Source organism: Mycobacterium sp. 050272, from assembly GCF_039023525.1.
Taxonomy (GTDB): Bacteria; Actinomycetota; Actinomycetes; order Mycobacteriales; family Mycobacteriaceae; genus Mycobacterium.
This window is the reverse complement of sequence record NZ_JBCHKV010000009.1, coordinates 33,645-55,495: the sequence shown is the minus strand read 5'-3', so window position 1 is coordinate 55,495 and position 21,851 is coordinate 33,645. Positions and strand designations below refer to the sequence as shown.

Genomic DNA, 21,851 nt, shown 5'->3' with positions numbered 1-21,851 from the left:
TGATCCGACATGGGCGATTCTTCGGCGGCCGGCTTCGTCGCTGACGCGATTGTTGTCGGGGCCGGCCTCTCCGGATTGGTGGCCGCCTGCGAGTTGGTGGACCGCGGGCTGCGGGTGCTGGTCCTTGATCAGGAGAACAGCGCCAACCTCGGCGGTCAGGCCTTCTGGTCGTTCGGTGGTCTGTTCTTCGTCGACAGCCCAGAGCAGCGCCGGCTGGGCATCCGGGACAGTCACGAGCTCGCGTTACAGGACTGGTTGGGCACAGCGGCTTTCGATCGCGAAGAGGACTACTGGCCACGGCAATGGGCACATGCCTACGTGGATTTCGCGGCCGGGGAGAAGCGCAGTTGGCTGCGCGAACGGGGCCTCAAACTGTTTCCGTTGGTCGGCTGGGCCGAACGTGGTGGCTACAACGCGCAGGGACACGGCAACTCGGTGCCCAGGTTCCACATCACCTGGGGCACCGGCCCAGCCCTGGTCGACATCTTCGCGCGGCAACTGCGCGATCGCTCCACGGTCCGCTTCGCGCACCGGCACCAAGTCGACGAACTGATCGTCGAGGCCGGCGCGGTGACCGGTGTCCGGGGTACCGTGCTCGAACCGTCGACCCAACCGCGCGGCGTGTCGTCATCGCGAAAAGCTCTGGGGCAATTCGAGTTTCGTGCATCCGCGGTGATCGTCACCAGCGGTGGGATCGGCGGCAACCACCATCTGGTGCGCAAGAATTGGCCAAAGCGAATGGGTCGTGTGCCCGAGCAGATGCTAAGCGGCGTGCCGGCCCACGTGGACGGCAGGATGATCGGCATTTCCCAGCAGGCTGGGGCCCGCGTGATCAACCCCGACCGGATGTGGCACTACACCGAGGGCATCACGAACTACGACCCGATCTGGCCGCTGCACGGCATCCGGATCATCCCGGGGCCCTCGTCGCTGTGGCTGGACGCGGCCGGCAACCGGTTGCCGGTTCCGCTGTATCCCGGGTTCGATACGCTGGGCACGCTGGAATACATCACCAAATCCGGGTACGACTACACCTGGTTTATCCTGAACGCCAAGATCATTGAGAAGGAATTCGCCCTTTCCGGGCAGGAGCAGAACCCGGATCTGACCGGGCAGAGTGTGCGCGAGCTGGTGCGCAACCGGGCCAGCTCCGGGCCGCCCGGACCGGTCCAGGCGTTCATCGATCGAGGTGTGGACTTCGTCAGCGCGGATACGTTGGGCGAGTTGGTAACCGGCATGAACAAGCTGCCCGACGTGGCCCCGTTGGACTATGCCACGGTGGAGGCGGAGGTGACCGCCCGCGACCGTGAGGTCGCCAACAAATTCACCAAAGACGGCCAGATCACCGCGATCCGCGCCGCTCGCGGGTATCTGGGTGACCGGTTGGGCCGAGTGGTGGCACCGCACCGGTTGACCGATCCGAAAGCCGGGCCGATGATCGCGGTCAAATTGCACATCCTGACGCGAAAGACGTTGGGCGGCATCGAGACCGACCTGGGGGGGCGAGTCCTCACCGACGGCGGCACCCCGTTGACCGGACTGTATGCGGCGGGAGAGGTGGCCGGGTTCGGCGGCGGCGGCGTGCACGGTTACCGCGCCCTGGAAGGCACCTTCCTGGGCGGCTGCATCTTCAGCGGCCGCGCCGCCGGTCGCGGTGCCGCCGACGACATCACCTAGCGAGCGCGAGCGTCACCTGCCGAATGTCACGCCAGAGTGACGGTGAACCGCGAACGTCGCGCTTGGCGTGACGCTCGAAGCCGCGGACGTCAGAAGGTGACCGCGCTTTCCTCCGGCAGCACCTGGAAGTCGGTGTCGGTCATCTCGGTGAACCGGCCGTAGTAGATGCCCCGTGCCTCGGGGGCGACGATGCCCTGGTGGATGGGCACCGCCCGCGTCGGGGACACCGCGCGCAGGTAGTCGATGGCCTCGGAGATCTTCATCCACGGCGCGGCCGCCGGTGCGGCCAATACGTCGACCGGCTCGTCGGGCACGAACAAGGCGTCACCGGGATGCATCAACCGCGCGCGATGGTCGCCGTCGTCGACCAAATACGAAAGGTTCTCGATCACAGGGATTTCCGGGTGAATCACCGCATGCTTTCCGCCGAGCGCCCGAATCCTCAGTTCACCGACCGTCAGCTCGTCGCCGGCGTGCACCACCTGGAAGGGCGCGTCGAGCTGCGCCGCGGTTTGTGAGTCGGTGTAAAGCGCCGCACCGGGGTTGGCCTCGATCAGCGCCGGCAGTCGCGCCGGGTCGACATGATCCGGATGCTGGTGTGTGATCAGGATGGCGTCCAGGCCGGTGATGCCCTCGAAGCCATGCGCGAAGGTTCCGGGGTCAAAGAGCACGGTAGTGTGATCGAACTCGGCAAGTAGGCAGGAATGCCCGAAATGCGTCAGTTGCATGCCTACGATTGTGCCCTGACGGGGGTGGTCGTGTGCGGGTAGTTTTCGCGACGATACTGGTTGCCGGCGGCCTGGTGGCCGCCCTCATCTTCGTGGTCCCGGCCTCGGCCGAACCGGAGGCCTGTCCGCCCACCTGTGACCAGATCCCGGCCACCGCGTGGATACAGCAGCGCGCCGTGCCGCTGAACTCCACCTACAACTGGCCCGCGCTGGCGGGCCTGGCGATGCAGGTGACCGGGGCGGGCAACGGGCCGCGGTTCAGGTTCGAGGAGCTGTGCGCCGCGCAACCGGTGGCCCAGGACCCCCGAGCCTCGGCGGTGGCGGCCCGCGCGAGCGTGGACCATCCGGGCGGCCAGTGGCAGCTCAAGGCTCAGATCGTGCACTGGCGCGGTGATACCGCCCGTGGCGGCGCGATCGCCTCCTCGGTGTTCGGCAATGCCGTCGCGGTGCTGCGCGGCTGCCAGCTGGGCGCGCCGCTGCAGTCGCCGTCGATCACGACCGACGAACCCAATCGGATGGCCGCGGTGATCAGCGGGCCCGTGGTGATGCATACCTACCTGGTCGCACACGTCGCGAGCAGCACGATCAGCGAGCTGACGCTATGGTCTACCGCCCCGCCGCAGCCGCCGTGGCCTTCGATGGCGGACAACCAGGTACTGGACTCCATGACGGCCCCGCTGTGCGAGGCGTATATCGCGTCGTGCCCGTGAGCCGCGTCCGGCAACGGCCGCCGGTAGAGTTGGCGCCGACAGCGACTCGTCAGGAGGAACGCCGGTGGCGCGGGTGATCGTTCATGTGATGCCCAAAGCGGAGATTCTCGACCCGCAGGGTCAGGCGATTGTCGGTGCGCTGGGCCGACTCGGACATCACGGGATCTCAGATGTCCGTCAGGGCAAGAGGTTTGAGCTCGAGGTCGACGATACCGTCGACGATTCCGCGCTCGCCGAGATCGCAGAATCGCTGTTGGCCAACACCGTGATCGAGGACTGGACGATCAGCCGGGAAGACCTGTGACGGCGCGGATCGGCGTCATCACCTTTCCCGGCACGCTGGACGACGTGGACGCCGCTCGTGCGGTGCGCCGCGTCGGCGCCCAGCCGGTGAGCCTGTGGCACGCCGACGCCGACCTCAAGGCGGTCGATGCAGTCGTGGTGCCGGGTGGGTTCTCCTACGGCGACTATCTGCGGGCCGGCGCGATTGCCCGCTTCGCCCCCGTGATGTCGGAAGTGGTCTACGCGGCGGGTCGCGGCATGCCGGTATTGGGGATCTGCAATGGTTTTCAGGTGCTGTGTGAGACCCGGCTGCTGCCCGGGGTATTGACCCGCAACGCGGGTCTGCATTTCATCTGCCGCGACGTGTGGCTTCGGGTGGCATCCAACTCGACGGCGTGGACGTCGCGCTTCGAGCCCGGCGCCGATCTGCTGGTCCCGCTGAAATCGGGCGAGGGCCGCTACGTGGCGCCGGAGAACGTGCTCGACGAGCTCGAGGGCGAGGGACGGGTGGTGTTTCGGTACCACGACAACATCAACGGCTCGATGCGTGGCATTGCCGGCATCAGCTCGGCCAACGGCCGCGTGGTCGGGCTGATGCCACACCCCGAACATGCCATCGAAGCACTGACCGGACCGTCTGACGACGGGCTGGGCTTGTTCTATTCAGCGCTGGACGCCGTGCTCGCCGCTTGACATATTCTGCGTGGGAAACCCTGCGGCACTGCGTAATTCGATGAAGGCCTGCGCCATGGCTTCAGTTGCTTCATGCGGGTCTTTGAACGTCTTGTCGTCGGTGAGTACCGCGATCCCGAGCCCGTCGGCGTAACTCCACACGGTGATATTGACCGGTGCGCCCGGCGAGAGCACCCCGGTGGAGTAGATCTCCGTGACAGCGGCGCCACCGAAATGGCCCCGCTCACGCGGCCCCACCACGCTCGAGACCGCCACGTTCATCAGGTTGTTCGGCACGTCGTGGCGGCCGAGCCACCGGCCGGACGGCTCAGCCGGCGTCTAACACCAACGGCTGCGAGGGGCACTCGGCGACCGAGTCCACATCGGCGAAGAACTCGATCGCGGCGGCGATGGTGTGGTCGATGTAGGTCGCGAAGTCGTCGAAGTCGACGGGCTCCCGAACCTTGCGGGAGCTGCGCGCGAGGACGCCGACCCGCTGTGGGTCAGAGGATCCGTGGACGGTCACCACGACGTCGCGGCTGCGCCGGTTCCACGAGTCGGCAAGCTCTGCCAGCTCGTCGCCGTCGGCGGCGGGGAAGAAGCAGCCGGGCGTGACCTGGATCGTGAACTCGTCGCGGTGCCAACGAGAGATACCGAGGTGGACGTGCAGCCGTCGCGGACGGGTGTTTGCGACGTAGAAGAATTCACCGTCGTGCTGGCCGCGGAAATATCGGCTGCCGCGGGTGCACAGGTAGCGTTCGATCAGGTCGGCGGACAACGCCTCAGTCGTCATGAGATTAATGGTGAGGCCTGCGGCTTTACGGATCCTTTGAGTCCAGCGATGTGTCGGCAAAGAAACTGGTGAGAATTTGCTGAGTTTGTCACGAATCAGTCACGCGAAGTGAACTGCCCTGCAACGGAATACGACTGAAGCGTTCAGGGCAGCACGCGCACCGGAACGTTCGACCTTCGCGCATCCGTCCACAGGCCGGATAAGGGTCATTGAGGAACTCCTTTGAGAGCGGATCGAAGGCCGGTTGCGCGGTTGCCATGATTGCTCCTGAACCCCAGCAAGGCGTGCTGAGGATCTGCTCAGCATTAGCCGTTGCGCCCGGTCAAGGGCGAGGGGTCAATGGACTGGTGGTCATGCGATCCACTCCGCGGGTAACGGGTCGAGTTAGCGCTGGGAAAGCCGGATTCGGCCGTTCGATTCAGGGTCGGGCGCGATCTGTAGTCTCGTTCTCAGTTCGAGCTAGGAGGGGTCGAAGATGGGGTTCGCGGTGCAACGGCTGGACCATATTGTGGTCAACTGCAACGATATCGAGGCGACGGCGGCGTGGTACGAGCGAGTGCTCGGCATGACCCGTGAGACTTTCGGGCCGTCCGGCCGTACCGCGCTGAGCTTTGGAAATCAGAAGATCAACTTGCGGCCCATCGGCGCGCTCGCCGACGATCCGGACTGGGTGACCGGGGCAGTCGAAGCGGCGGGCTCCGAAGACCTGTGCTTCATCACCGATTCCAGCCCCGGCGAGGTGCGTGCGCACCTGCAGGCATGCGGTGTCGAGATTACCGCGGGACCAGTCACCAAGACCGGTGCGCTGGGGCCGATGACCTCACACTATTGCCGGGACATCGACGGGAATCTCGTCGAAATCGCGGTCTACTGATCGCTTTCGAGCGGGTAGAGCGCGGGCAGATTGACCACGATCGCCTCCTGGCTGCTGCGCGCGATCACGACCTCGGCGATCGTGCTCGGGTCGGGATTCTCTTCACGGTGCGGCAGATACGGCGGGATGAAGACGTAGTCGCCAGGCGCGGCCGTGATGCGTACCTCGTCAACGCCGTCGTGAAAGACGAACTCCGGGTGGCCGCTTCGCACATATATGGCGGTCTCGGACTCGCCGTGATGATGGTTGGAAGAGACGGTCCCGGGTAGCGCGTGCGTCTCGCCCATCCACAGCTTCTCGGCGCCGACCGACTTACCAGACAGCGCCGCGAAGCGCCGCAGTCCGTCCGATTGCGCGGTGTCGGAACTGATGTCCGACGCCTTGATGTGGTGCACCCGGCCCTGCGGCACCTGCTGCCTGGTGGCGTCGAAGTCCGGGTGAAATCCGTCAGCAGTGGCCATCTGCGCTCCTGTCGCTACTCTCGGTTATCCGAATCCCGATAAGCCTCAAGGAGTCTCAGCCACGGTTCGCTGATCGTCGGAAAGCATGGCACCGCGTGCCAGAGCCGAGCGATAGGAACCTGGCCCGCGACGGCGATGGTGGCAGAGTGCAACATTTCGGTGGCACCCGGACCGACCAAAGTCACCCCGAGCAAATACGCTGATCCTCCTCGACCACCATACGCGCTCGGCCACGGCGGGTAATGGGGGCGCCGGATGGGTACATAGCGGGGACTCAGCTCGGCCCGGCGATGAGTCGGCCGGCCAGTTGGTGCAGGTCGTCGACCACCATCGTCGGCTGCGGCAGTCCCTCGGCCCGCAGCGGGGCATTGCCCGGACGGGTGACGAGCGCGGAGCTCAACCCCACATTCTGCGCGCCGAGTAGATCCCATACGTGGGCGGCCACCATCATGCAATCCGCGGGCGCCACACCGAGTGCCTCGCAGGCGTGCCGGTAGACCACGGGCGACGGCTTGAAGGCGCGACACGATTCCACGCTGAGCTGTCGATCGAAAAGGGATGCAAGCCCGGCATTGTCCAGCGGCGTCGCGACACCGGCCCGGTGTGGTGAGTTCGTCAGCGTCGCCAATCGAAAACCGTTGTCGCGCAGCTTAGCCAGCGATTCTGCGGCGTCGGGGTGCGCCGGCATGGTGCGCATCTGCTCTTGCAGGCGACCCGCGTCGGCGTCGGTGACCTGCACCCCGTACGCGTCGGCCAGCATGTGCAGTACACCGCGACCGAGGGTGAAGAAGTCAACATAGCGATCGGCCATCGTGGCCGTCATCGAGTACGTGACGAGCTGGCCGAACCACTCACGAAGCACCCGCTGCTCGCCGAACAGCTCGCCGAAAAGCGGTGCGATAGAACCGATATCGATCAATGTTTCATTCACGTCGAAAATCAGGACAGAGGGTGTCGTCGGCATACCTAATGTTTTCCCAACTCCTGATCGGTGTCCAGTTCGCGGCTAATCCAGCACCACGACGACCTTTCCGCCGGCCTCTCCCGACTCCGCCACCCGGTGCGCCTCGCGAATCTCGTTGAATGAGAAGACTCGCGCCGGCTTCGCGTCGAGCTTGCCGTCGGCGATCTCTTGGGCGATCTCGCTCAGCGGTATGTTCGACACCTCGAAGCCCGGATTTCCAAAGACGGGACTGGCGAAGAAGGAGAAGTTCACACCGCTGGCCATGCGTGCCAACGGGTTGAAGTCACCAATGGGCGCGAGTCCGCCCAGCCATCCTGCCAGACAGGCGGTGCCGCCTACGCGCAGCATGTCCAGGGAATCGAGGATGGTGCTGTTGCCGACCAGGTCCAGCACCGCGTCGATGTGCTTGGCCTCGGCGATGTGAGCGGCCAGGTCGGGCCGTTCCAATTCGACGCGAGCGGCGCCGAGTTGCTCCAGCATGGGGAAGCGCTTCTGGCTGCGGGCGGTGGCGATGATGTTGGCTCCGGCGATAACTGCCATCTTCAAGGCGGCCTGGCCCAGCGCCGACGTCGCGCCCCGGATCACCAGTGTCTGTCCGGCTGTCAGGTTGAGATTGCGAAACAGGCAAGTCCAGGACGTCGCATACGTTTCGGGCAAGGCCGCTAGTTGCGACCACGGCAGGTCGGATTCCAATAGGGTGACGTTCGCCGCGCGTACCCGGGTGTACTCCGCATAGCTTCCGTTGACAGTCCGGCCCAGGCCACCCATCAGTGCGGCGACCTTGGCGCCGACCGGGAACTCGGCACCCGGGCACGAGTCGACGATGCCGACGCATTCGATGCCGCTGACTTCGGCCGCTTCGGCCCACTCGCCGCGGCGCATGTGTATTTCGGCGTGGTTGACACCGAAGGCCTTGACTTCGATCACTACTTCGCCCGCCTTGGGCAGTGGTTTGGGGATCTCCGTATGGACCAGGCGTTCTAAACCCCCGAACCCGGTCAGGATGATCGCCCGCATCGTGTCCCCGCCGGGCTGCTCGCGTACCACTGCCGGAGCGGTCGGCAGCGCGGTCGCATGGCTGGTGGTGGTCATGACCTGCCTCTTCGCAAATCCTCAGTCAGACTTTGGACATCGACGTGTGCTAATAATGGGCCGTATGACCCACTATTATGGGCCGCTCGGCCCAGAATTGTCCACCCCGCGCCAAGCGATGGATGGGTGGGGATGCGGCGCTCAGGATTTTCGCTTGCGCGACAAGCGCTTTCGGCGTCGCACGTCGACCTCGAAGGAACGTACATAGTCGACGGCGGCATTGACGGCCACCCGCAGTGGTTCGGCCTCACCGGTGGCGTGCGTGACCATGGCGCCGCCTTGATGCGCGACGACCAGCGCGACGGCCAGATGCCGCGGGTCGGCGTCGGGGCGCAGTTCGCCGCGGCGGCGCATCGCGTCGATGCCGGTGCGGAACAGTTCGAGCCATTGGTCGTAGCCGTGCGCAAGGTCGTCGCGAACTTCGTCGTCGGCCTCGATCAGTTCGCCGGCCAGTGACCCGTAGACGCATCCGCCCAGCCGATACACGGTGTCGACGTTGTCGACGCAGGCGTCGGCCCAGGCCTGCAGCGCCGCGATGCTGTCGAGGCCCGCGAGTCGGGGTTGGGTATGAAACTCGATGACGTCGTTGCGGCGCGCGGCGATGACCTCACGGGTCAGGTCGCGTTTGTCGCGGAAGTAGTGCGACATCTGCGACCCGCCCACCCCGGCGGCGCCACGTACCTCGTCGATGCTGGTGTTGGCCACGCCACGCTGGAACATCAGCCGGGCGGCGGCCTCGACAATGCGCGCCCGCGTTGCCTGTCCCTTGCGGGTGAACGGCGACTTCCCCTCAGTCACGTTGTCGCCCTTGGCCTCCCGTGCCGCCCGCGGGGACGTCGCGGGGGCCGGGGCATGCGTTCGCCGGCATCGGCGGCAAACATTCGCAGGTAGTTGACCGCGAACCGGGTGGCATCGGCATGCGGCCACGCCGCCCGATAAGTGAAGGCCAACGTGCCGCCGCCCTGGTGGGCGCAGACAATGGCGAGTGCCAGTTCCCGTGGATCGGCGCCGGCGATCAGGACCCCGGTGTCCTTCATCCGTTGGATGGCGTGCTCGAGCAGATCCACCCACTGCCAGTAACCCGCGGCCAAGGTGGCGCGGGTCTGGTCGTCGGACTTGGCGAGCTGGGCGGTCAGCGCATGGTAGGTCGGTGTGCCACCGGAGGTTCCGATACGACGCAGGTAACGCATGTTGAGATCGATCCATCGCTCGAAGTCGTCGAACGAGTCCAGGCCGCCGAGTGTGGCTTGGCGATGGAAGTCCAGAACGACGCCGATCTGACGTCTGATCACCGCGCGAATCAATTCGCCCTTGTCGGCGAAGTAGTGGGCGAGCTGAGAGCCGCTGACCGACGCGGCCTTACGCACATTCTCCATGTTGGCGGCCGAAAGGCCTTCGGTGACGATGAGCTGGGCCGCGGCCTGCACAATCCTGTCGCGGGTGGCACGCCCCTTGGCGGTCAACCGTTGTTCGTGCTGAACATCGGGATGGGCCATCGCGTCAGGCTAACTCGCGAACGCCGCTGATTATGGGATATGCAGCCCATTGCTAACCGCGCCGCCCGCGAACCCCGGTTAGGCGGGCACGCGAGCCTCGAGGAAGGTGCGGATCAGCCCGGTGACTTCGTCGAGGGCGGACTCCAGCAGGAAATGCCCGCCGTCGAGCAGATGAATCTGCGCGTCGGGCAGGTCGTCGGCGAACGCTTCGGCGCCGGCGGGCCCGAAGATCTCATCGCCGCGGCCCCACACGGCGAGCAGCGGAACCCCGGTGGTGCGAAAGTACTCGTGCACCCGGGGATACATCGCAGCGTTGGTGGCATAGTCGCGGAACAGCTTTAGCTGCACCAGGTCGTTGCCGGGCCGCGATAGCAGCGCGAAGTCGTGATGCCAGCACTCGGGGTCTACGAGGGTCTCGTCGGGCACGCCCGTGACGTATTGCCAGCGGGTCGCGTCCAAAGTGAGAAATTGGCGTATCGGGGCCTCGGTCTCCGCGGTCGGGTTGGCCTGGTAGGCCCACACGGTCTTCCAGAAACTCTCCACGAACCCGGCGTCGTAGCCGTTGCCGTTCTGGCTGATGATCGCCGTCACGGCGGACGGCTGACGCAGCGCCAATCGCCATCCGATCGGGGCGCCGTAGTCCTGCAGGTAAATTGCGTACCGATCGAGCCCGAGGTTGCGTAGCAGGCCCGCCGTCAGGTCGGTCAGCGCCTCGAAGGTGTAGTCGAACTCGGTGACGGCTGGGGCGTCGGAGAATCCAAAGCCCAGGTGGTCGGTGGCGATCACGCGGTAGCGGTCGGCCAGCGCCGGAACCAGGTGCCGAAACATGTGGGAGCTGGTCGGAAACCCGTGCAAGAGAAGCAACGCCGGCTTACCCACGTCCCCGGCCTCACGGTAGAACAGCCGATGGCCCTCGACGGTTGCGTAACGATGATGAACAGCCGGCATGGGATTCCTCCTGCCGCACCTTCCATATTTTGGGATGCATATCCCAGTATGCACCAAAACTACCGCCTCGCAATAGTTCCGCAGAAGTTGACGACAGGGGCGCTCCGAAATATTCTGGGTCGTACATCCCAATCTGACCACACTGAGGAGCGCTGTGGGTGACACGTTGCGGGACAAGACCGTCGTGGTGGTGGGACGCGGCAGCGGGATCGCGCATGCGGTGGCTTTGCTGGCGCGGTCGGAAGGCGCACGCGTCATCGCGGCCGGCCGCGACAGAGGCAAACTCGTCGACGTGTACCGTGACAGCGAGATCAGTACTGAAGTCGTCGATCTCACCGACGACGAGTCGATTGCCGCCCTTGCCGGTCGGGTGGGCGCCGTCGATCATGTGGTGTCGACGGCTTCGGCGCGCGCTCGCGGCGAGCTGTCCTCGCTGCAACGTCGCAACCTTCAGCTGTCCTTCGACACCAAAGTCCTGGGACCCACAATGCTCGCCAAATACTTTGCACCCCTTATCAATCCGGGTGGTTCCTTGGTGTTGTTCTCGGGGGTGCACGCCTTCAAACTCAACGCCGGCTACCTGGGCGTGGGTATCACCAATGGCGCCGTTGATTTCCTTACCCGCTGGCTGGCCGTCGAGCTCGCACCGACAAGGGTCAACGCGATTTCGCCCGGTGTCATCGATACGGGTGCATGGGACGCCCTTGGCGACCAGGGGAAGCAGGATTACTTCGCACACGTCGCGGCGGCCAACCCGGTAGGGCGGATCGGCACACCGGACGATATCGCCAATGCGGTGCTGTTCGCGATGAACAACGCTTTCATGACCGGTATGACGTTGAAAGTCGACGGCGGCGAACCACTGATCTAGGCTCTTCTAAAGCCAAAGGAGACAACCGTGGGCAGCCTCGTGTCGGTGAACGTGGGCATGCCCAAAAACGTGCAGTGGCGCGACAAGACCGTCTACACCGGGATCTGGAAGACGCCGGTCCAGGGCCCGGTCATGGTGCGACGCCTCAACATCGACGGCGACGGACAGGGTGATCTCGGTGGTCATGGCGGTGAGCAACGCGCGGTCATGGTCTACCAGATCGAGTCGTACGACTTTTGGAAGGACTACCTCAAGCGTGACGATCTGGTTCCGGGCCAGTTCGGCGAAAACTTCACCATCACCGGGCTATCCGACTACGACGTCTGCATCGGCGACCGCTACCGCATCGGCGACGCCGAATTTGAAGTTACCCAGCCACGGGTCACCTGCTTCAGAGTTGGGCTGCGGCTCGACGAATCGGAGATGCCCAATCTCCTTGTTGCCCAACATCGTCCAGGGTTCTACTGCCGCGTAATCACCGAGGGTCACGTCCAGGCCGGCGACGACATCGTGCGAACCCGCCGCGGCCGACACGAGCTCAGCGTCGCCGACGTGGACGCACTGCTGTATCTGCCGAACAAAGATGGCGAAACGCTGCGCAAGATCGTCGACGTCGGGGCACTGAGTCCCGGGTGGCAGCAATCCTTCAACGACATGCTCATCTCGCAAACGCAGGCGAGTCCTGCCGTCGGAGTCGAGCCCGGGTGGAACGGGTTTCGGCCGTTGCGGGTCACCGCGATACGCCGGGAGAGTCCGTCGGTGCTGTCGATCCGCCTTGCGGCCGACGACGGTGCCTCGCTGCCCCCGGCGCTGCCGGGGCAATACCTCACGGTGCGCATTCCCGGGGCCGGCGATCCCGTACCGCTGCGCAGCTATTCACTCTCGGGCGATCCCGCCGCGGGCGATCATTACCGCATCAGCGTCAAACGTGAAGAGCGTGGCGTGGCCAGCGGATGGTTGCATGCGCACATCGAACCCGGATTGGTCATCGAAGCGGCGGCGCCGCGCGGCGATTTCTACCTCATCGACGACGACCGGCCGGTGGTCTTGATGTCGGCGGGAATCGGCATCACCCCGGTCTTGGCGATGCTGCACGCACTCGCGGCGGCCCACAGTGCCCGTGACATCTGGTGGCTGCACACCAGCCGCAATCGCGAAACTCAAGCTTTTGCAACCGAAGTCACGAGCCTGATCGAGTCGTTGCCGCATGCTCGCCAGCAGGTGTTCTACACCGAGACGCGGGGGCGTTTGGATCAGCCGGCCATCGCGGCGCTGGGACTGCCGGGCGACGCCGCGGCGTATCTCTGCGGCCCTGCCCAATTCATGGCCGACATGCGCGAGGCGCTGGCGGCCGCGGGTCTTGACACGACGCATATCCACAGTGAGCTGTTCGGTGCACTGCCGCCGATCAATCCCGGTGTCGTCGGCGGAGCCGCACGCACGCCCCCACACCCGCCGGCCGGGCCGCCGGGAACCGGACCGTCAATTACCTTCGCCCGCAGCGGACTTACCGCCAACTGGTCTGCCGGCTACGGCACCATCCTCGATTTCGCCGAGGCGTGCGACGTGCCGACTCGCTTCTCCTGCCGAAGCGGTGTCTGCCATATGTGCGAGACGGGGGTGGTGACCGGCACCACAAAATACGTCCTAGCGCCGCTGGAGCCGCCGCCACCTGCAACGGTGCTGGTCTGCTCGGCGGCCCCGGACAGCGACCTGGTGCTCGATCTCTGAGGGCTTGGCGCCTCGCCGAGCCGGCGAAAGCTGTTGTGGTGAAACGCGACGTCCTACGTGCCCAGCGCGACCGATGCCTCAGCGGTGTAGCACAGGAACGTCAGGGTCTCCTGCAGGTACAGCTGCACGGAGTCGGCGTCGTGACTGGTATAGCCGATCGAGACGTCGGTACCCAGCTGCAGGTCGAAGTCGCCGCCGCGGGTGGTCAGCACGAACGCGCCGTCGATGGCGGGCGCCCAGATGATGTCGCCGTTGACCAGTCGGTTGATGTGCTCGAGGATCGGATAGCCGTGCTCGGTGGTCTCGCTGACCTTGGTGTAGACGTCGGCAGACAGCAGAACCGAATACGGGCCGTCGACGCCGGCCAGCCGCAGCTCCGACAGCGCCTGCGTGATGATGTCGGGAATCGCGCGCGGGTCGTCGGGCAGCACCAGTGCGGGATTCGAGCTGCAGCTGCGGATCCCGTCGATCGACGCGGCGGGGTAGCCCTCGAAGATGGCGCGGTCCTCGACGAAGGCCAGCTTCTTGGCGGCGGCTTTGACCGGATCCCAGTCGGAGTCCTGCGAGCCGCGCTCGACATCGTCGATCTCGTCGCGCGAGAGGGTGAATGGAACCCGCAGGCGGACAAGCGGTTTGCTGGCCCGCAGATGTGCGATCACACCTTCGGTGGGTGCCTGCACGTCGTCCAGGCGTCCGGTGCTCACCGCGGCGGTGACGGGACCGCCGGGCTCGCTCACGTCGACCACCCGGCGTCCCGCGATGTGCCGTTTGAACGTCCGCGTCGCTTCCAATTCGATTTCGGCCCAAGCGACGTCGGTGATCGGCGCTAGTTCGCGGTACAGGTTGTTCTTCATTGAGTGGTTCCTTTCAGGCTGCCGATCGACAGTACGCCGTCGTTCGCCGTCGGTGGTTCCGGTCGCTCGGTCTCGAGTGGCGCGGGAAGGGGTGGTGGATCGTCGAGGAAGTCGACGGTCGGGGAGAAGAACAACCCGCCGGTGACAGCGGTAGAGAAGTCCAGGATGCGGTCGGTGTTGCCGGGCGGGTCGCCGATGAACATATTGCGCAGCATCCGTTCGGTGACTTCCGGTGTGCGCGAATACCCGATGTAGTAGGTGCCGAACTCGCCGGCGCCAAGTTCGCCGAATGGCATGTTGTGCCGGATGATCTTCAGCTCGTTGCCGTCGTCGTCTTCGATGACGTTGAGCGCGACATGCGAGTTGGCCGGCTTCACCTCGTCGTCGAGTTCGACGTCCTCCAGTTTGGTCCGGCCGATTACCCGTTCCTGCTCGGTCACCGACAGCAATTCCCATGCCGTCATGTCGTGTAGGTACTTCTGCACGTGGACATAGCAGGAGCCGGCGAAGTCGGGGTCCTCATCGCCGATGGTGCTCGCGCTGACAGCGATTGCGCCGTCGGGATTTTCGGTGCCGTCGACAAAGCCCAGCAGGTCGCGGTTGTCGAAGAATTTGAAACCGTGCACTTCGTCGACGACGGTGACCGCGCCCGTCATCGACTTGAGGATGCGGCCGGCCAGTTCGAAACACACGTCCATCGTCTCGGCCCGAATGTGGAACAACAGGTCGCCGGCGGTGGCAGGCGCGGCGTGTCGCGGTCCGTTCAGCTCGATGAACGGATGGAGTTCGGCGGGCCGTGACCCGCCGAACAACCTGTCCCAGGCTGCCGAGCCTATCGAGGTGATCACCGACAGGCGTTTGGTCGGGTCGCGAAAGCCGATGGCGCGCACCAGCCCCGAGATGTCGGGCAGCGCGTCGTGGACGGTCGCTTCGCCGCCGTCGTCGATGGTGACTACCAGAAAAATCGCGGCAGGCGTCAACGGAGCGAGGATGGGCTGGGGCTGAACCGTCGGCACTCTGCCGACCCTAGCGTGAACTGCGCGGCAACGAACAGCCATGATGTTGAACATGTCGGCCAGCGCCGCAGGCCTCTGCGAATTCATCGACGCCTCTCCTTCCCCGTTCCATGCCTGCGTGACGGCCGCGAACCGGCTGCTCGCCGCCGGCTACACCGAGCTGCGCGAAGCCGACCCCTGGCCCGCAGATCCGGGGCGCTTCTTCGTCGTCCGCGCCGGGTCACTGGTCGCCTGGCACACACCTGGTCCCGACGGCGCGTTCCGGATCGTCGGCGCGCACACCGACAGCCCGAACCTGCGGGTCAAGCAACATCCCGACCGCGTCGTCGCAGGCTGGCAGGTAGTGGCGCTGGAGCCTTACGGCGGCGCGTGGCTCAACTCGTGGCTGGACCGCGATCTGGGGATCAGCGGCCGATTGTCGGTGCGGGACGGCTCGGCGCTCGACCATCGACTCGTCCGGATCGACGACCCGATCCTGCGCGTGCCGCAACTGGCCATCCATCTGGCCGAGGACCGCAAGTCGGTGACCCTGGACCCGCAGCGCCACGTCAACGCGGTCTGGGGCTCGAATGCACCAGACGACCACGCACGTGGTTTCGTGGACTACGTGGCCGAGCGTGCCGGGGTCGCGCAGGCCGATGTGCTGGCCGCCGACCTGATGACGCACGACCTGACACCGTCCACGGTGCTCGGCGCCGACGCGAGTCTGCTCAGCGCACCCCGGCTGGACAACCAGGCCAGTTGTTATGCGGGCCTGGAGGCGTTGCTGGGTGCGCAACCGCAGGGCAACGTGGCGGTGTTGGTGCTGTTCGACCACGAAGAGGTCGGGTCGTCGTCGGACCACGGTGCTCAGTCCAACCTGCTGAGCACGATTCTGGAACGCATCGTGCTGGCGGCCGGCGGCAGCCGGGAAGACTTCCTGCGGCGGCTGCCGGTATCGCTGCTGGCCTCGGCCGACATGGCGCATGCCACTCACCCGAACTACCCGGAGCGTCATGAGCCCGGCCACCCGATCGCCATCAACGGCGGACCGGTACTCAAGGTGCATCCCAATCTGCGGTACGCCACCGACGGACGAACGGCGGCGGCATTCGCGCTGGCGTGTGAGCAGGCCGGGGTGGCGCTGCAGCGTTACGAGCATCGCGCCGACCTGCCGTGCGGTTCGACGATCGGGCCGCTGGCATCGGCGCAAACCGGCATCCCCACCGTCGACGTCGGTGCGCCTCAGCTCGCGATGCACTCCGCACGCGAGCTGATGGGTGCGCACGATGTGGCCGCGTATTCCGCTGCGCTGCAAGCATTTCTCTCGCCGGCGACATAGGGTTTCGCGTATGGCACTCCACGTGGAAATGATCACCATCGACTGCAGCGATCCGGCGACGTTGGCCGGTTGGTGGGCGGACCAATTCGGCGGCACGACGCACGACTTGCTCGCCGACGAATTCACGGTGGTGACCTTGTCTGAGGGGCTGCAGCTCGGGTTTCAGAAGGTGCCAGATCCCACTCCTGGCAAAAACCGCGTGCACTTGGATTTCGGTGCTGCGGACGTGGACGAAGAGGTGTCGCGGCTGACGGCCGCGGGAGCCACCGAGGTGGGTCGGCACAGCTTCGGAGATGATTTTCGCTGGGTAGTACTGGCCGACCCCGAGGGCAACGTGTTCTGCGTGACCCGTCAGTAGCTCGATACGCCGTCGAACAGCGCGTCGACGAGCCCGTCGAATCCGGTGCCCGCGGTCGGCCACCTCAACGCCCGGAAGAGCAGCGTGCCGGTCGGCGATCGCCGCGATCGCGGGCTGAGTTCAGCCCCGGCCCAGAAACAGCGGGTCGTAACGGATCACGTTCTCCACGACCAGGCCATCGCGAGTGCGCACCCGGTCGAGGCCGCGGATCTGGAACGGGCCGTCCGGCCCGGTGCCCCGGCCGGTGTAGTGCAAGAACACCAGCTGTTCACCCGCGGCGGACCCGGGGACCGTCGCGCTGTCGACGACTTGGAGCTGCAAATCCGGTGCGGCATCCAGTATTTCGGCGATCTTAGCCGTGTAAGCCGCAATCCCGCGGACCGGATCGGCGTCGCCCGGCCAGTAGCCGACGATGTCGTCGGCCAATATGTCCAAGCCACGCGACAAGTCGGGAGCGGCCCAAAACTGCGCGAACATCTCGGCGCTGAACGTGGGCGCAGCCGAGGCGATGTCGGTCATGATTTCCTCCAGGGGTCGACGCTCCGAACGAGCGCGTTGCAATCAAGCGTGTCCGCGCGTCCAGCGGCAGCACAATTACCTCCGAGGTCATCGCCTCGGGTACCCATCGTGGCTACCGTGAGTGCGTGAGTAACGCGCCGGTCGGTGTCCTCTTGCGCGAATGGCGCACGCGCCGGCGGGTCAGCCAGCTTGACCTGTCGTCGAGTGTGGGTGTGTCGGCGCGACATCTGAGCTTCATCGAGACCGGGCGCTCGCGTCCGAGCCCGGAGATGGTGCTGACGCTGGCCGAGGGCCTCGACATTCCCTTGCGGGAGCGCAACGCGCTGCTGCTGGCCGCAGGGTTCGCCCCGCGCTACCGGTCGCGCCCACTCGAGGACGCCGCCCTGTCCCCGGCCCGCGCCGCCATCCAGCGGCTCCTCGATGCGCACGACCCTTACCCCGGTGTGGTCATCGATCGGTGCTGGAACATCGTGGGGACCAACGCCGCCGCGTCCGCGCTAACCGCCGGCCTGCCCGAGGAGCTGCTCGGCCCGCCGATCAACGTCTACCGGCTGTGCCTGCATCCCGACGGGCTGGCCGGCCGGACGCTGAATTTCGGAGAATGGGCCGGCTACCTGCTGCACCAGCTGCAGCGGACGATCGCGCTGACGGGCGACCCGGCGTTGCGGGCGCTGCGCGACGAAGTACGCGGATACCCCGGCGTCGCGACGGCCGCAAACCCATGGGGCACGCCATCGGACGCCACGTCGCTGCTCGTGCCGTTCGTGCTCGATGCCGGCGCCGGTCAACGGCTGTCGATGTTCACCACGCTGACGACGTTCGGCACTCCGCTCGACGTGACGCTCGCCGAACTGGCCATCGAATTGTTCTATCCGGCCGACGCCCAAAGCGCCCGCCTGCTGCGCGGCGACTAGCTCTTTAGACTGTGTGCGTGACTGTCTCCGGAGCGGGCGCCCGTACTCACGTTGCCGACACCGTCGAACATGCGGCCGCCACCCCCGACCAGCCGCAGCCCTTCGGCGAATTGGGTCTTAAAGACGACGAGTACCAGCGGATTCGCGAGATTTTGGGCCGTCGGCCCACCGACACCGAGCTCGCGATGTACTCGGTGATGTGGAGCGAGCACTGCTCGTACAAGTCGTCCAAGGTCCATCTGCGCTACTTCGGTGAGACCACCACCGAGCAGATGCGCGCGGGCATGCTGGCCGGCATCGGCGAGAACGCGGGCGTCGTCGACATCGGCGACGGTTGGGCCGTCACGTTCAAGGTCGAGTCGCACAACCACCCGTCCTACGTGGAGCCCTATCAGGGTGCGGCCACCGGTGTGGGCGGCATTGTGCGCGACATCATGGCCATGGGCGCCCGGCCCGTCGCCGTGATGGACCAGCTGCGGTTCGGTGCCGCCGACGCGCCCGACACCCGCCGGGTGCTCGACGGCGTGGTCCGCGGTATCGGCGGCTACGGCAACTCGCTCGGCCTGCCCAACATCGGCGGCGAGACCGTCTTCGACGCGTCGTATGCGGGCAACCCGTTGGTGAACGCGTTGTGCGTCGGGGTGCTGCGCAAGGAGGACCTGCACCTGGCTTTCGCCTCGGGAACCGGCAACAAGATCATCCTGTTCGGCGCGCGCACCGGCCTGGACGGAATCGGCGGCGTATCCGTACTGGCGTCGGAGACCTTCGGCGGCGACGAGGGCGGCGGCCCCGGCCGCAAGAAGCTGCCCTCGGTGCAGGTTGGTGACCCGTTCACCGAGAAGGTGCTCATCGAGTGCTGCCTGGAGTTGTACGCGGCCGGGTTGGTGATTGGCATCCAGGACCTCGGCGGCGCCGGATTATCCTGTGCGACTTCAGAACTCGCATCCGCAGGGGATGGCGGGATGCGGGTCGAGCTGGAGACCGTGCCGTTGCGGGCGACCAACATGACGCCGGCCGAGATCCTCTCCAGCGAGTCGCAGGAGCGGATGTGCGCGGTCGTCGCTCCGGAGAACGTCGAGGCTTTCCTGGCGGTGTGCCGCAAGTGGGAGGTGCTGGCGACGGTCATCGGTGAGGTCACCGACGGCGACCGGTTGCGCATCACCTGGCACGGCGAGACCGTCGTCGACGTGCCGCCGCGCACCGTTGCGCATCAAGGGCCGGTCTACGAACGCCCGGTGGCTCGCCCGGAATCGCAGGACGCGCTGAACGCCGACACCTCGGCCAGCCTGCACCGGCCGACCACCGGTGAGGAGCTGCGCGCGACTTTGCTTGCGCTGCTGGGCAGTCCGCACCTGTGCAGCCGGGCATTCATCACCGAGCAGTACGACCGCTATGTGCGCGGCAACACCGTGCTGGCCGAGCACGCTGACGGTGGGGTGCTGCGCATCGACGAGTCCACCGGCCGTGGCATCGCGCTGTCGACCGACGCGTCGGGGCGCTACACCAAGCTGGACCCCTACACCGGAGCCCAGCTGGCGCTGGCCGAGGCCTACCGCAATGTCGCGGCCACCGGGGCCGTCCCGGTCGCGGTGACCAACTGCCTCAACTTCGGCTCGCCCGAAGATCCGGGGGTGATGTGGCAGTTCTCCCAGGCGGTCCGAGGACTCGCCGATGGCTGTGTGGCCCTGGGGATTCCAGTGACCGGCGGCAACGTCAGCTTCTACAACCAGACCGGGTCGGTCGCGATCCTGCCCACCCCGGTGGTGGGGGTGCTGGGCGTAATCGACGATGTCGATCGGCGCATTCCGACCTACCTGGGCACCGACCCGGGAGAATCCCTGCTGCTGCTCGGCGACACCCGCGACGAGTTCGACGGGTCGATCTGGGCCCAGGTGACCGGCGACCATCTCGGCGGCTTGCCGCCCGCGGTCGACCTGGCCCGCGAGAAGCTGCTGGCCGAGGTGCTCACCGCCGCCGCGCGCGACGGATTGGTGAGCGCGGCCCATGACCTGTCCGAGGGCGGCCTGGCCCAGGCCATCGTGGAGTCGGCTCTGGCGGGTGAAACCGGTTGCCGCATAGTGCTTCCCGAGGGCAGCGATCCGTTCGTGACGTTGTTCTCCGAGTCGGCGGGACGGATGCTGGTGGCGGTGCCGCGCACCGAGGAGAGCCGGTTTCGCTCCATGTGCGAGGCGCGCGGACTTCCCGCCGTCCGCATCGGCGTGGTCGACCAGGACTCGGACGCGGTCGAATTTCAAGGCCTGTTCACGGTGTCACTGGCCGAACTGCGCACGACGTCCGAAGCGGTGCTGCCGCGATTCTTCGGCTGACCCGCGCTATCCCGCGTGCACGCGGTCCTGCTGGTCGGGAACGAGGCTGCCATCAGGCCGCAGCAACGGCGCCTGGCCGCCGTCGGGTGCATCGAAACCCTGTGTCGCACAAGGGTAGGGCGGGCTGACGCCCAACGGGGTGGTGAACATCGGGTTGACCAGCCATCGCCCATCAAGATTGGCATAGGCCCGGCACATCAACTCGATCTGGTTGCGATTGATCACCAGGCGCAGCGCGGTCGCGTCCGCGGTGAACGTGGCGTCTCCGTCGGAGTCGCCGGCCCCGAACACCTGGCGCCGGTCCGGTGGTAGTTGCTCGAACGCCGCCGGCCCCCCGACGCCGAACACCTGCTCGTTGACCCGGCAGCGTTTGCCCTCGTTGAACGGAATCGAGGTCTCCCCACCGCAGGACGCCAACCGCGCGGTGATCAAGTCGCCGTCGTGCTCGGTGCGGGTGCCCATCACCCGGTCGGCGGAGATTCCGAGGTCGGCGGCCCACACCCGCACCACGGGCTCCGGTGAGGCAGAGATGATCCGCACGTCAAACCCGTTGGCCTGCAGCGTCGCAACCAAATCCCGCATCTGAGCGTAGTAGCGAATCCACCCGGTCTGGCGGCCACTGCCGACCGTCTGCTCGGTGCCCTCGGGTGCGTCCAGGTTCTCCTTGCGAGCCGCTTCGGCGAATCCGGTGACGTCGGCCTCGGTCCAACCGGCGAGCAGTTGTACCGCCCAGGCGGCGGCGGGAGCCATGCGCCGATGGTTGTATCCATCGAATGCCGCTGCCCCCGTTCGTATCTGGCGATCGTGGTATACCGAAACCAGTTCGTCAGCGCATCCGGGGTTGGTTCCCGTCGGCAACGGCTGTCCTGCAGGTGCCAACGGGCCGCACGCCGAGGCCAGCGCCGCCACGGCGGCAGCGGTGAGGTACGAGCTGGTGGTGCGCCAATTTCCGTCGGCGGGCTGGCGCACCTTGGAATTGCGCACCATCCAGAAGAAGGTCGCGTCGCCGATATCGTTTTTCACCATGGTGCCGTCCCAGTCGAACAATGCAAGCGGAGGATTGTCGGCCTCGGGTTCCAGCTTGCCGCAGGTGCCGAGGTGGCTGACCATCGCGTCGAGCCGGTCCCGGTTGTCGCCATACCAACCAGGATCGGCGGCCAGCGTGCGGCAGCCGTTATCGCTGGCGTCGCCTTCGCGGTGGTCGCCGGAGTCACCGCAGCCCGACACCGACAGCATTGCCGCG

Annotated in this window: 23 protein-coding genes and 2 pseudogenes; 11 read left to right on the top strand and 14 right to left on the bottom strand. The window is 66.1% G+C overall.

Going from position 1 to position 21,851, the window contains the following annotated elements:
* Positions 1-9: 9 nt before the first annotated feature.
* Positions 10-1,677 carry an FAD-binding dehydrogenase gene (locus tag AAHS21_RS18325; protein WP_342929015.1) on the top strand — a complete coding sequence of 556 codons (1,668 nt, stop codon included), beginning with the start codon at positions 10-12 and terminating at the stop codon, positions 1,675-1,677.
* A gap of 89 nt (positions 1,678-1,766) precedes the next feature.
* On the opposite strand, the gene AAHS21_RS18320 is transcribed toward AAHS21_RS18325, so the two are convergent.
* Complete coding sequence (locus AAHS21_RS18320) at positions 1,767-2,405, bottom strand: MBL fold metallo-hydrolase (RefSeq protein WP_342929014.1); 639 nt, start codon at positions 2,403-2,405, stop codon at positions 1,767-1,769.
* 32 nt (positions 2,406-2,437) lie between these two features.
* Between AAHS21_RS18320 and AAHS21_RS18315 the strand changes: the two genes are divergently transcribed.
* From AAHS21_RS18315 to purQ, 3 genes are all read left to right on the top strand, one after another.
* Complete coding sequence (locus tag AAHS21_RS18315; protein ID WP_342929013.1) at positions 2,438-3,115, top strand: ATPase; 678 nt, start codon at positions 2,438-2,440, stop codon at positions 3,113-3,115.
* A 64-nt stretch (positions 3,116-3,179) separates the two neighbouring features.
* The gene (gene purS / locus AAHS21_RS18310) at positions 3,180-3,419 is read left to right on the top strand and encodes a phosphoribosylformylglycinamidine synthase subunit PurS (RefSeq protein ID WP_342929012.1); all 240 of its coding nucleotides are present in this window, start codon (positions 3,180-3,182) and stop codon (positions 3,417-3,419) included.
* On the top strand, positions 3,416-4,090 hold the full coding sequence (purQ, locus tag AAHS21_RS18305) for a phosphoribosylformylglycinamidine synthase subunit PurQ (protein WP_342929011.1): 675 nt from the start codon (positions 3,416-3,418) through the stop codon (positions 4,088-4,090). The genes purS and purQ overlap by 4 nt, the downstream gene beginning before the upstream one ends.
* Here the strand turns inward: purQ and AAHS21_RS18300 are convergent.
* Together AAHS21_RS18300 and AAHS21_RS18295 are read right to left on the bottom strand one after the other, a co-directional pair.
* Positions 4,061-4,387, bottom strand: a pseudogene (locus AAHS21_RS18300) (WS/DGAT domain-containing protein); the annotation flags it as partial. The gene purQ and the pseudogene AAHS21_RS18300 sit on opposite strands and share 30 nt — an antisense overlap.
* A gap of 10 nt (positions 4,388-4,397) precedes the next feature.
* Positions 4,398-4,862, bottom strand: a complete 465-nt coding sequence (locus AAHS21_RS18295; RefSeq protein ID WP_342929010.1) for a hypothetical protein — start codon at positions 4,860-4,862, stop codon at positions 4,398-4,400.
* 475 nt (positions 4,863-5,337) lie between these two features.
* On the opposite strand from AAHS21_RS18295, the gene AAHS21_RS18290 reads away from it, so the two are divergent.
* Positions 5,338-5,736 carry a VOC family protein gene (locus AAHS21_RS18290; RefSeq protein WP_342929009.1) on the top strand — a complete coding sequence of 133 codons (399 nt, stop codon included), beginning with the start codon at positions 5,338-5,340 and terminating at the stop codon, positions 5,734-5,736.
* Here AAHS21_RS18290 and AAHS21_RS18285 read toward each other — a convergent pair.
* The 7 genes and pseudogenes from AAHS21_RS18285 to AAHS21_RS18255 all read right to left on the bottom strand — a co-directional run bounded on the left by AAHS21_RS18285 (position 5,730) and on the right by AAHS21_RS18255 (position 10,697).
* Positions 5,730-6,197 carry a cupin domain-containing protein gene (locus AAHS21_RS18285; protein ID WP_342929008.1) on the bottom strand — a complete coding sequence of 156 codons (468 nt, stop codon included), beginning with the start codon at positions 6,195-6,197 and terminating at the stop codon, positions 5,730-5,732. The two genes, AAHS21_RS18290 and AAHS21_RS18285, sit on opposite strands and share 7 nt — an antisense overlap.
* A 14-nt stretch (positions 6,198-6,211) precedes the next feature.
* Positions 6,212-6,429, bottom strand: a pseudogene (locus tag AAHS21_RS18280) (pyridine nucleotide-disulfide oxidoreductase); the annotation flags it as partial.
* Between the two features lie 42 nt (positions 6,430-6,471).
* Positions 6,472-7,161, bottom strand: coding sequence for a haloacid dehalogenase type II (locus AAHS21_RS18275; RefSeq protein ID WP_342929007.1), 690 nt, complete (start codon positions 7,159-7,161; stop codon positions 6,472-6,474).
* A gap of 42 nt (positions 7,162-7,203) precedes the next feature.
* The gene (locus AAHS21_RS18270) at positions 7,204-8,253 is read right to left on the bottom strand and encodes a zinc-binding dehydrogenase (RefSeq protein ID WP_342929006.1); all 1,050 of its coding nucleotides are present in this window, start codon (positions 8,251-8,253) and stop codon (positions 7,204-7,206) included.
* Between the two features lie 141 nt (positions 8,254-8,394).
* Positions 8,395-9,051, bottom strand: coding sequence for a TetR/AcrR family transcriptional regulator (locus tag AAHS21_RS18265; RefSeq protein ID WP_342929005.1), 657 nt, complete (start codon positions 9,049-9,051; stop codon positions 8,395-8,397).
* Positions 9,048-9,749 (bottom strand): TetR/AcrR family transcriptional regulator, encoded by a 702-nt coding sequence (locus AAHS21_RS18260; RefSeq protein WP_342929004.1) that lies wholly within the window; start codon positions 9,747-9,749, stop codon positions 9,048-9,050. Before AAHS21_RS18260 ends, AAHS21_RS18265 begins: the two co-directional genes overlap by 4 nt.
* A 78-nt stretch (positions 9,750-9,827) precedes the next feature.
* Complete coding sequence (locus AAHS21_RS18255; RefSeq protein ID WP_342929003.1) at positions 9,828-10,697, bottom strand: alpha/beta hydrolase; 870 nt, start codon at positions 10,695-10,697, stop codon at positions 9,828-9,830.
* A 154-nt stretch (positions 10,698-10,851) separates the two neighbouring features.
* Here AAHS21_RS18255 and AAHS21_RS18250 point away from each other — a divergent pair, with 154 nt between their 5' ends.
* Together AAHS21_RS18250 and AAHS21_RS18245 are read left to right on the top strand one after the other, a co-directional pair.
* Positions 10,852-11,568, top strand: coding sequence for an SDR family oxidoreductase (locus tag AAHS21_RS18250; RefSeq protein WP_342929002.1), 717 nt, complete (start codon positions 10,852-10,854; stop codon positions 11,566-11,568).
* A gap of 27 nt (positions 11,569-11,595) precedes the next feature.
* The gene (locus tag AAHS21_RS18245) at positions 11,596-13,299 is read left to right on the top strand and encodes an MOSC domain-containing protein (protein ID WP_342929001.1); all 1,704 of its coding nucleotides are present in this window, start codon (positions 11,596-11,598) and stop codon (positions 13,297-13,299) included.
* 53 nt (positions 13,300-13,352) lie between these two features.
* On the opposite strand, the gene AAHS21_RS18240 is transcribed toward AAHS21_RS18245, so the two are convergent.
* Both AAHS21_RS18240 and AAHS21_RS18235 read right to left on the bottom strand, forming a co-directional pair.
* A complete protein-coding gene (locus AAHS21_RS18240) occupies positions 13,353-14,153 on the bottom strand; it encodes a family 1 encapsulin nanocompartment shell protein (protein WP_342929000.1) in 801 nt (266 codons plus the stop codon).
* Positions 14,150-15,211: a Dyp-type peroxidase gene (locus tag AAHS21_RS18235; RefSeq protein ID WP_342929143.1), complete on the bottom strand. Its 1,062-nt coding sequence runs from the start codon at positions 15,209-15,211 to the stop codon at positions 14,150-14,152. Before AAHS21_RS18235 ends, AAHS21_RS18240 begins: the two co-directional genes overlap by 4 nt.
* Positions 15,212-15,221: 10 nt before the next feature.
* Here AAHS21_RS18235 and AAHS21_RS18230 point away from each other — a divergent pair, with 10 nt between their 5' ends.
* Both AAHS21_RS18230 and AAHS21_RS18225 read left to right on the top strand, forming a co-directional pair.
* A complete protein-coding gene (locus AAHS21_RS18230; RefSeq protein ID WP_342928999.1) occupies positions 15,222-16,490 on the top strand; it encodes a M18 family aminopeptidase in 1,269 nt (422 codons plus the stop codon).
* Between the two features lie 10 nt (positions 16,491-16,500).
* Positions 16,501-16,848 carry a VOC family protein gene (locus AAHS21_RS18225; protein WP_096290177.1) on the top strand — a complete coding sequence of 116 codons (348 nt, stop codon included), beginning with the start codon at positions 16,501-16,503 and terminating at the stop codon, positions 16,846-16,848.
* Between the two features lie 120 nt (positions 16,849-16,968).
* On the opposite strand, the gene AAHS21_RS18220 is transcribed toward AAHS21_RS18225, so the two are convergent.
* Positions 16,969-17,367, bottom strand: coding sequence for a nuclear transport factor 2 family protein (locus AAHS21_RS18220; protein WP_342928998.1), 399 nt, complete (start codon positions 17,365-17,367; stop codon positions 16,969-16,971).
* 125 nt (positions 17,368-17,492) lie between these two features.
* Between AAHS21_RS18220 and AAHS21_RS18215 the strand changes: the two genes are divergently transcribed.
* Together AAHS21_RS18215 and purL are read left to right on the top strand one after the other, a co-directional pair.
* Positions 17,493-18,281: a helix-turn-helix transcriptional regulator gene (locus AAHS21_RS18215; RefSeq protein WP_342928997.1), complete on the top strand. Its 789-nt coding sequence runs from the start codon at positions 17,493-17,495 to the stop codon at positions 18,279-18,281.
* Positions 18,282-18,298: 17 nt separating this feature from the next.
* Positions 18,299-20,608 carry a phosphoribosylformylglycinamidine synthase subunit PurL gene (gene purL, locus AAHS21_RS18210; protein WP_342928996.1) on the top strand — a complete coding sequence of 770 codons (2,310 nt, stop codon included), beginning with the start codon at positions 18,299-18,301 and terminating at the stop codon, positions 20,606-20,608.
* A 6-nt stretch (positions 20,609-20,614) separates the two neighbouring features.
* On the opposite strand, the gene AAHS21_RS18205 is transcribed toward purL, so the two are convergent.
* A complete protein-coding gene (locus AAHS21_RS18205; RefSeq protein ID WP_342929142.1) occupies positions 20,615-21,844 on the bottom strand; it encodes a haloacid dehalogenase-like hydrolase in 1,230 nt (409 codons plus the stop codon).
* Between the last annotated feature and the right edge of the window lie 7 nt (positions 21,845-21,851).

Bases quoted from the DNA above. Each gene is read 5' to 3' on its own strand.
- AAHS21_RS18325 (WP_342929015.1), top strand. From the start codon at position 10: ATGGGCGATTCTTCGGCGGCCGGCTTCGTCGCTGACGCGATTGTTGTC.
- AAHS21_RS18320 (WP_342929014.1), bottom strand. From the start codon at position 2,405: ATGCAACTGACGCATTTCGGGCATTCCTGCCTACTTGCCGAGTTCGAT.
- AAHS21_RS18295 (WP_342929010.1), bottom strand. From the start codon at position 4,862: ATGACGACTGAGGCGTTGTCCGCCGACCTGATCGAACGCTACCTGTGC.
- AAHS21_RS18290 (WP_342929009.1), top strand. From the start codon at position 5,338: ATGGGGTTCGCGGTGCAACGGCTGGACCATATTGTGGTCAACTGCAAC.
- AAHS21_RS18285 (WP_342929008.1), bottom strand. From the start codon at position 6,197: ATGGCCACTGCTGACGGATTTCACCCGGACTTCGACGCCACCAGGCAG.
- AAHS21_RS18275 (WP_342929007.1), bottom strand. From the start codon at position 7,161: ATGCCGACGACACCCTCTGTCCTGATTTTCGACGTGAATGAAACATTG.
- AAHS21_RS18270 (WP_342929006.1), bottom strand. From the start codon at position 8,253: ATGACCACCACCAGCCATGCGACCGCGCTGCCGACCGCTCCGGCAGTG.
- AAHS21_RS18260 (WP_342929004.1), bottom strand. From the start codon at position 9,749: ATGGCCCATCCCGATGTTCAGCACGAACAACGGTTGACCGCCAAGGGG.
- AAHS21_RS18255 (WP_342929003.1), bottom strand. From the start codon at position 10,697: ATGCCGGCTGTTCATCATCGTTACGCAACCGTCGAGGGCCATCGGCTG.
- AAHS21_RS18240 (WP_342929000.1), bottom strand. From the start codon at position 14,153: ATGAAGAACAACCTGTACCGCGAACTAGCGCCGATCACCGACGTCGCT.
- AAHS21_RS18235 (WP_342929143.1), bottom strand. From the start codon at position 15,211: ATGGCTGTTCGTTGCCGCGCAGTTCACGCTAGGGTCGGCAGAGTGCCG.
- AAHS21_RS18230 (WP_342928999.1), top strand. From the start codon at position 15,222: ATGTCGGCCAGCGCCGCAGGCCTCTGCGAATTCATCGACGCCTCTCCT.
- AAHS21_RS18225 (WP_096290177.1), top strand. From the start codon at position 16,501: ATGGCACTCCACGTGGAAATGATCACCATCGACTGCAGCGATCCGGCG.
- AAHS21_RS18220 (WP_342928998.1), bottom strand. From the start codon at position 17,367: ATGACCGACATCGCCTCGGCTGCGCCCACGTTCAGCGCCGAGATGTTC.
- AAHS21_RS18205 (WP_342929142.1), bottom strand. From the start codon at position 21,844: ATGCTGTCGGTGTCGGGCTGCGGTGACTCCGGCGACCACCGCGAAGGC.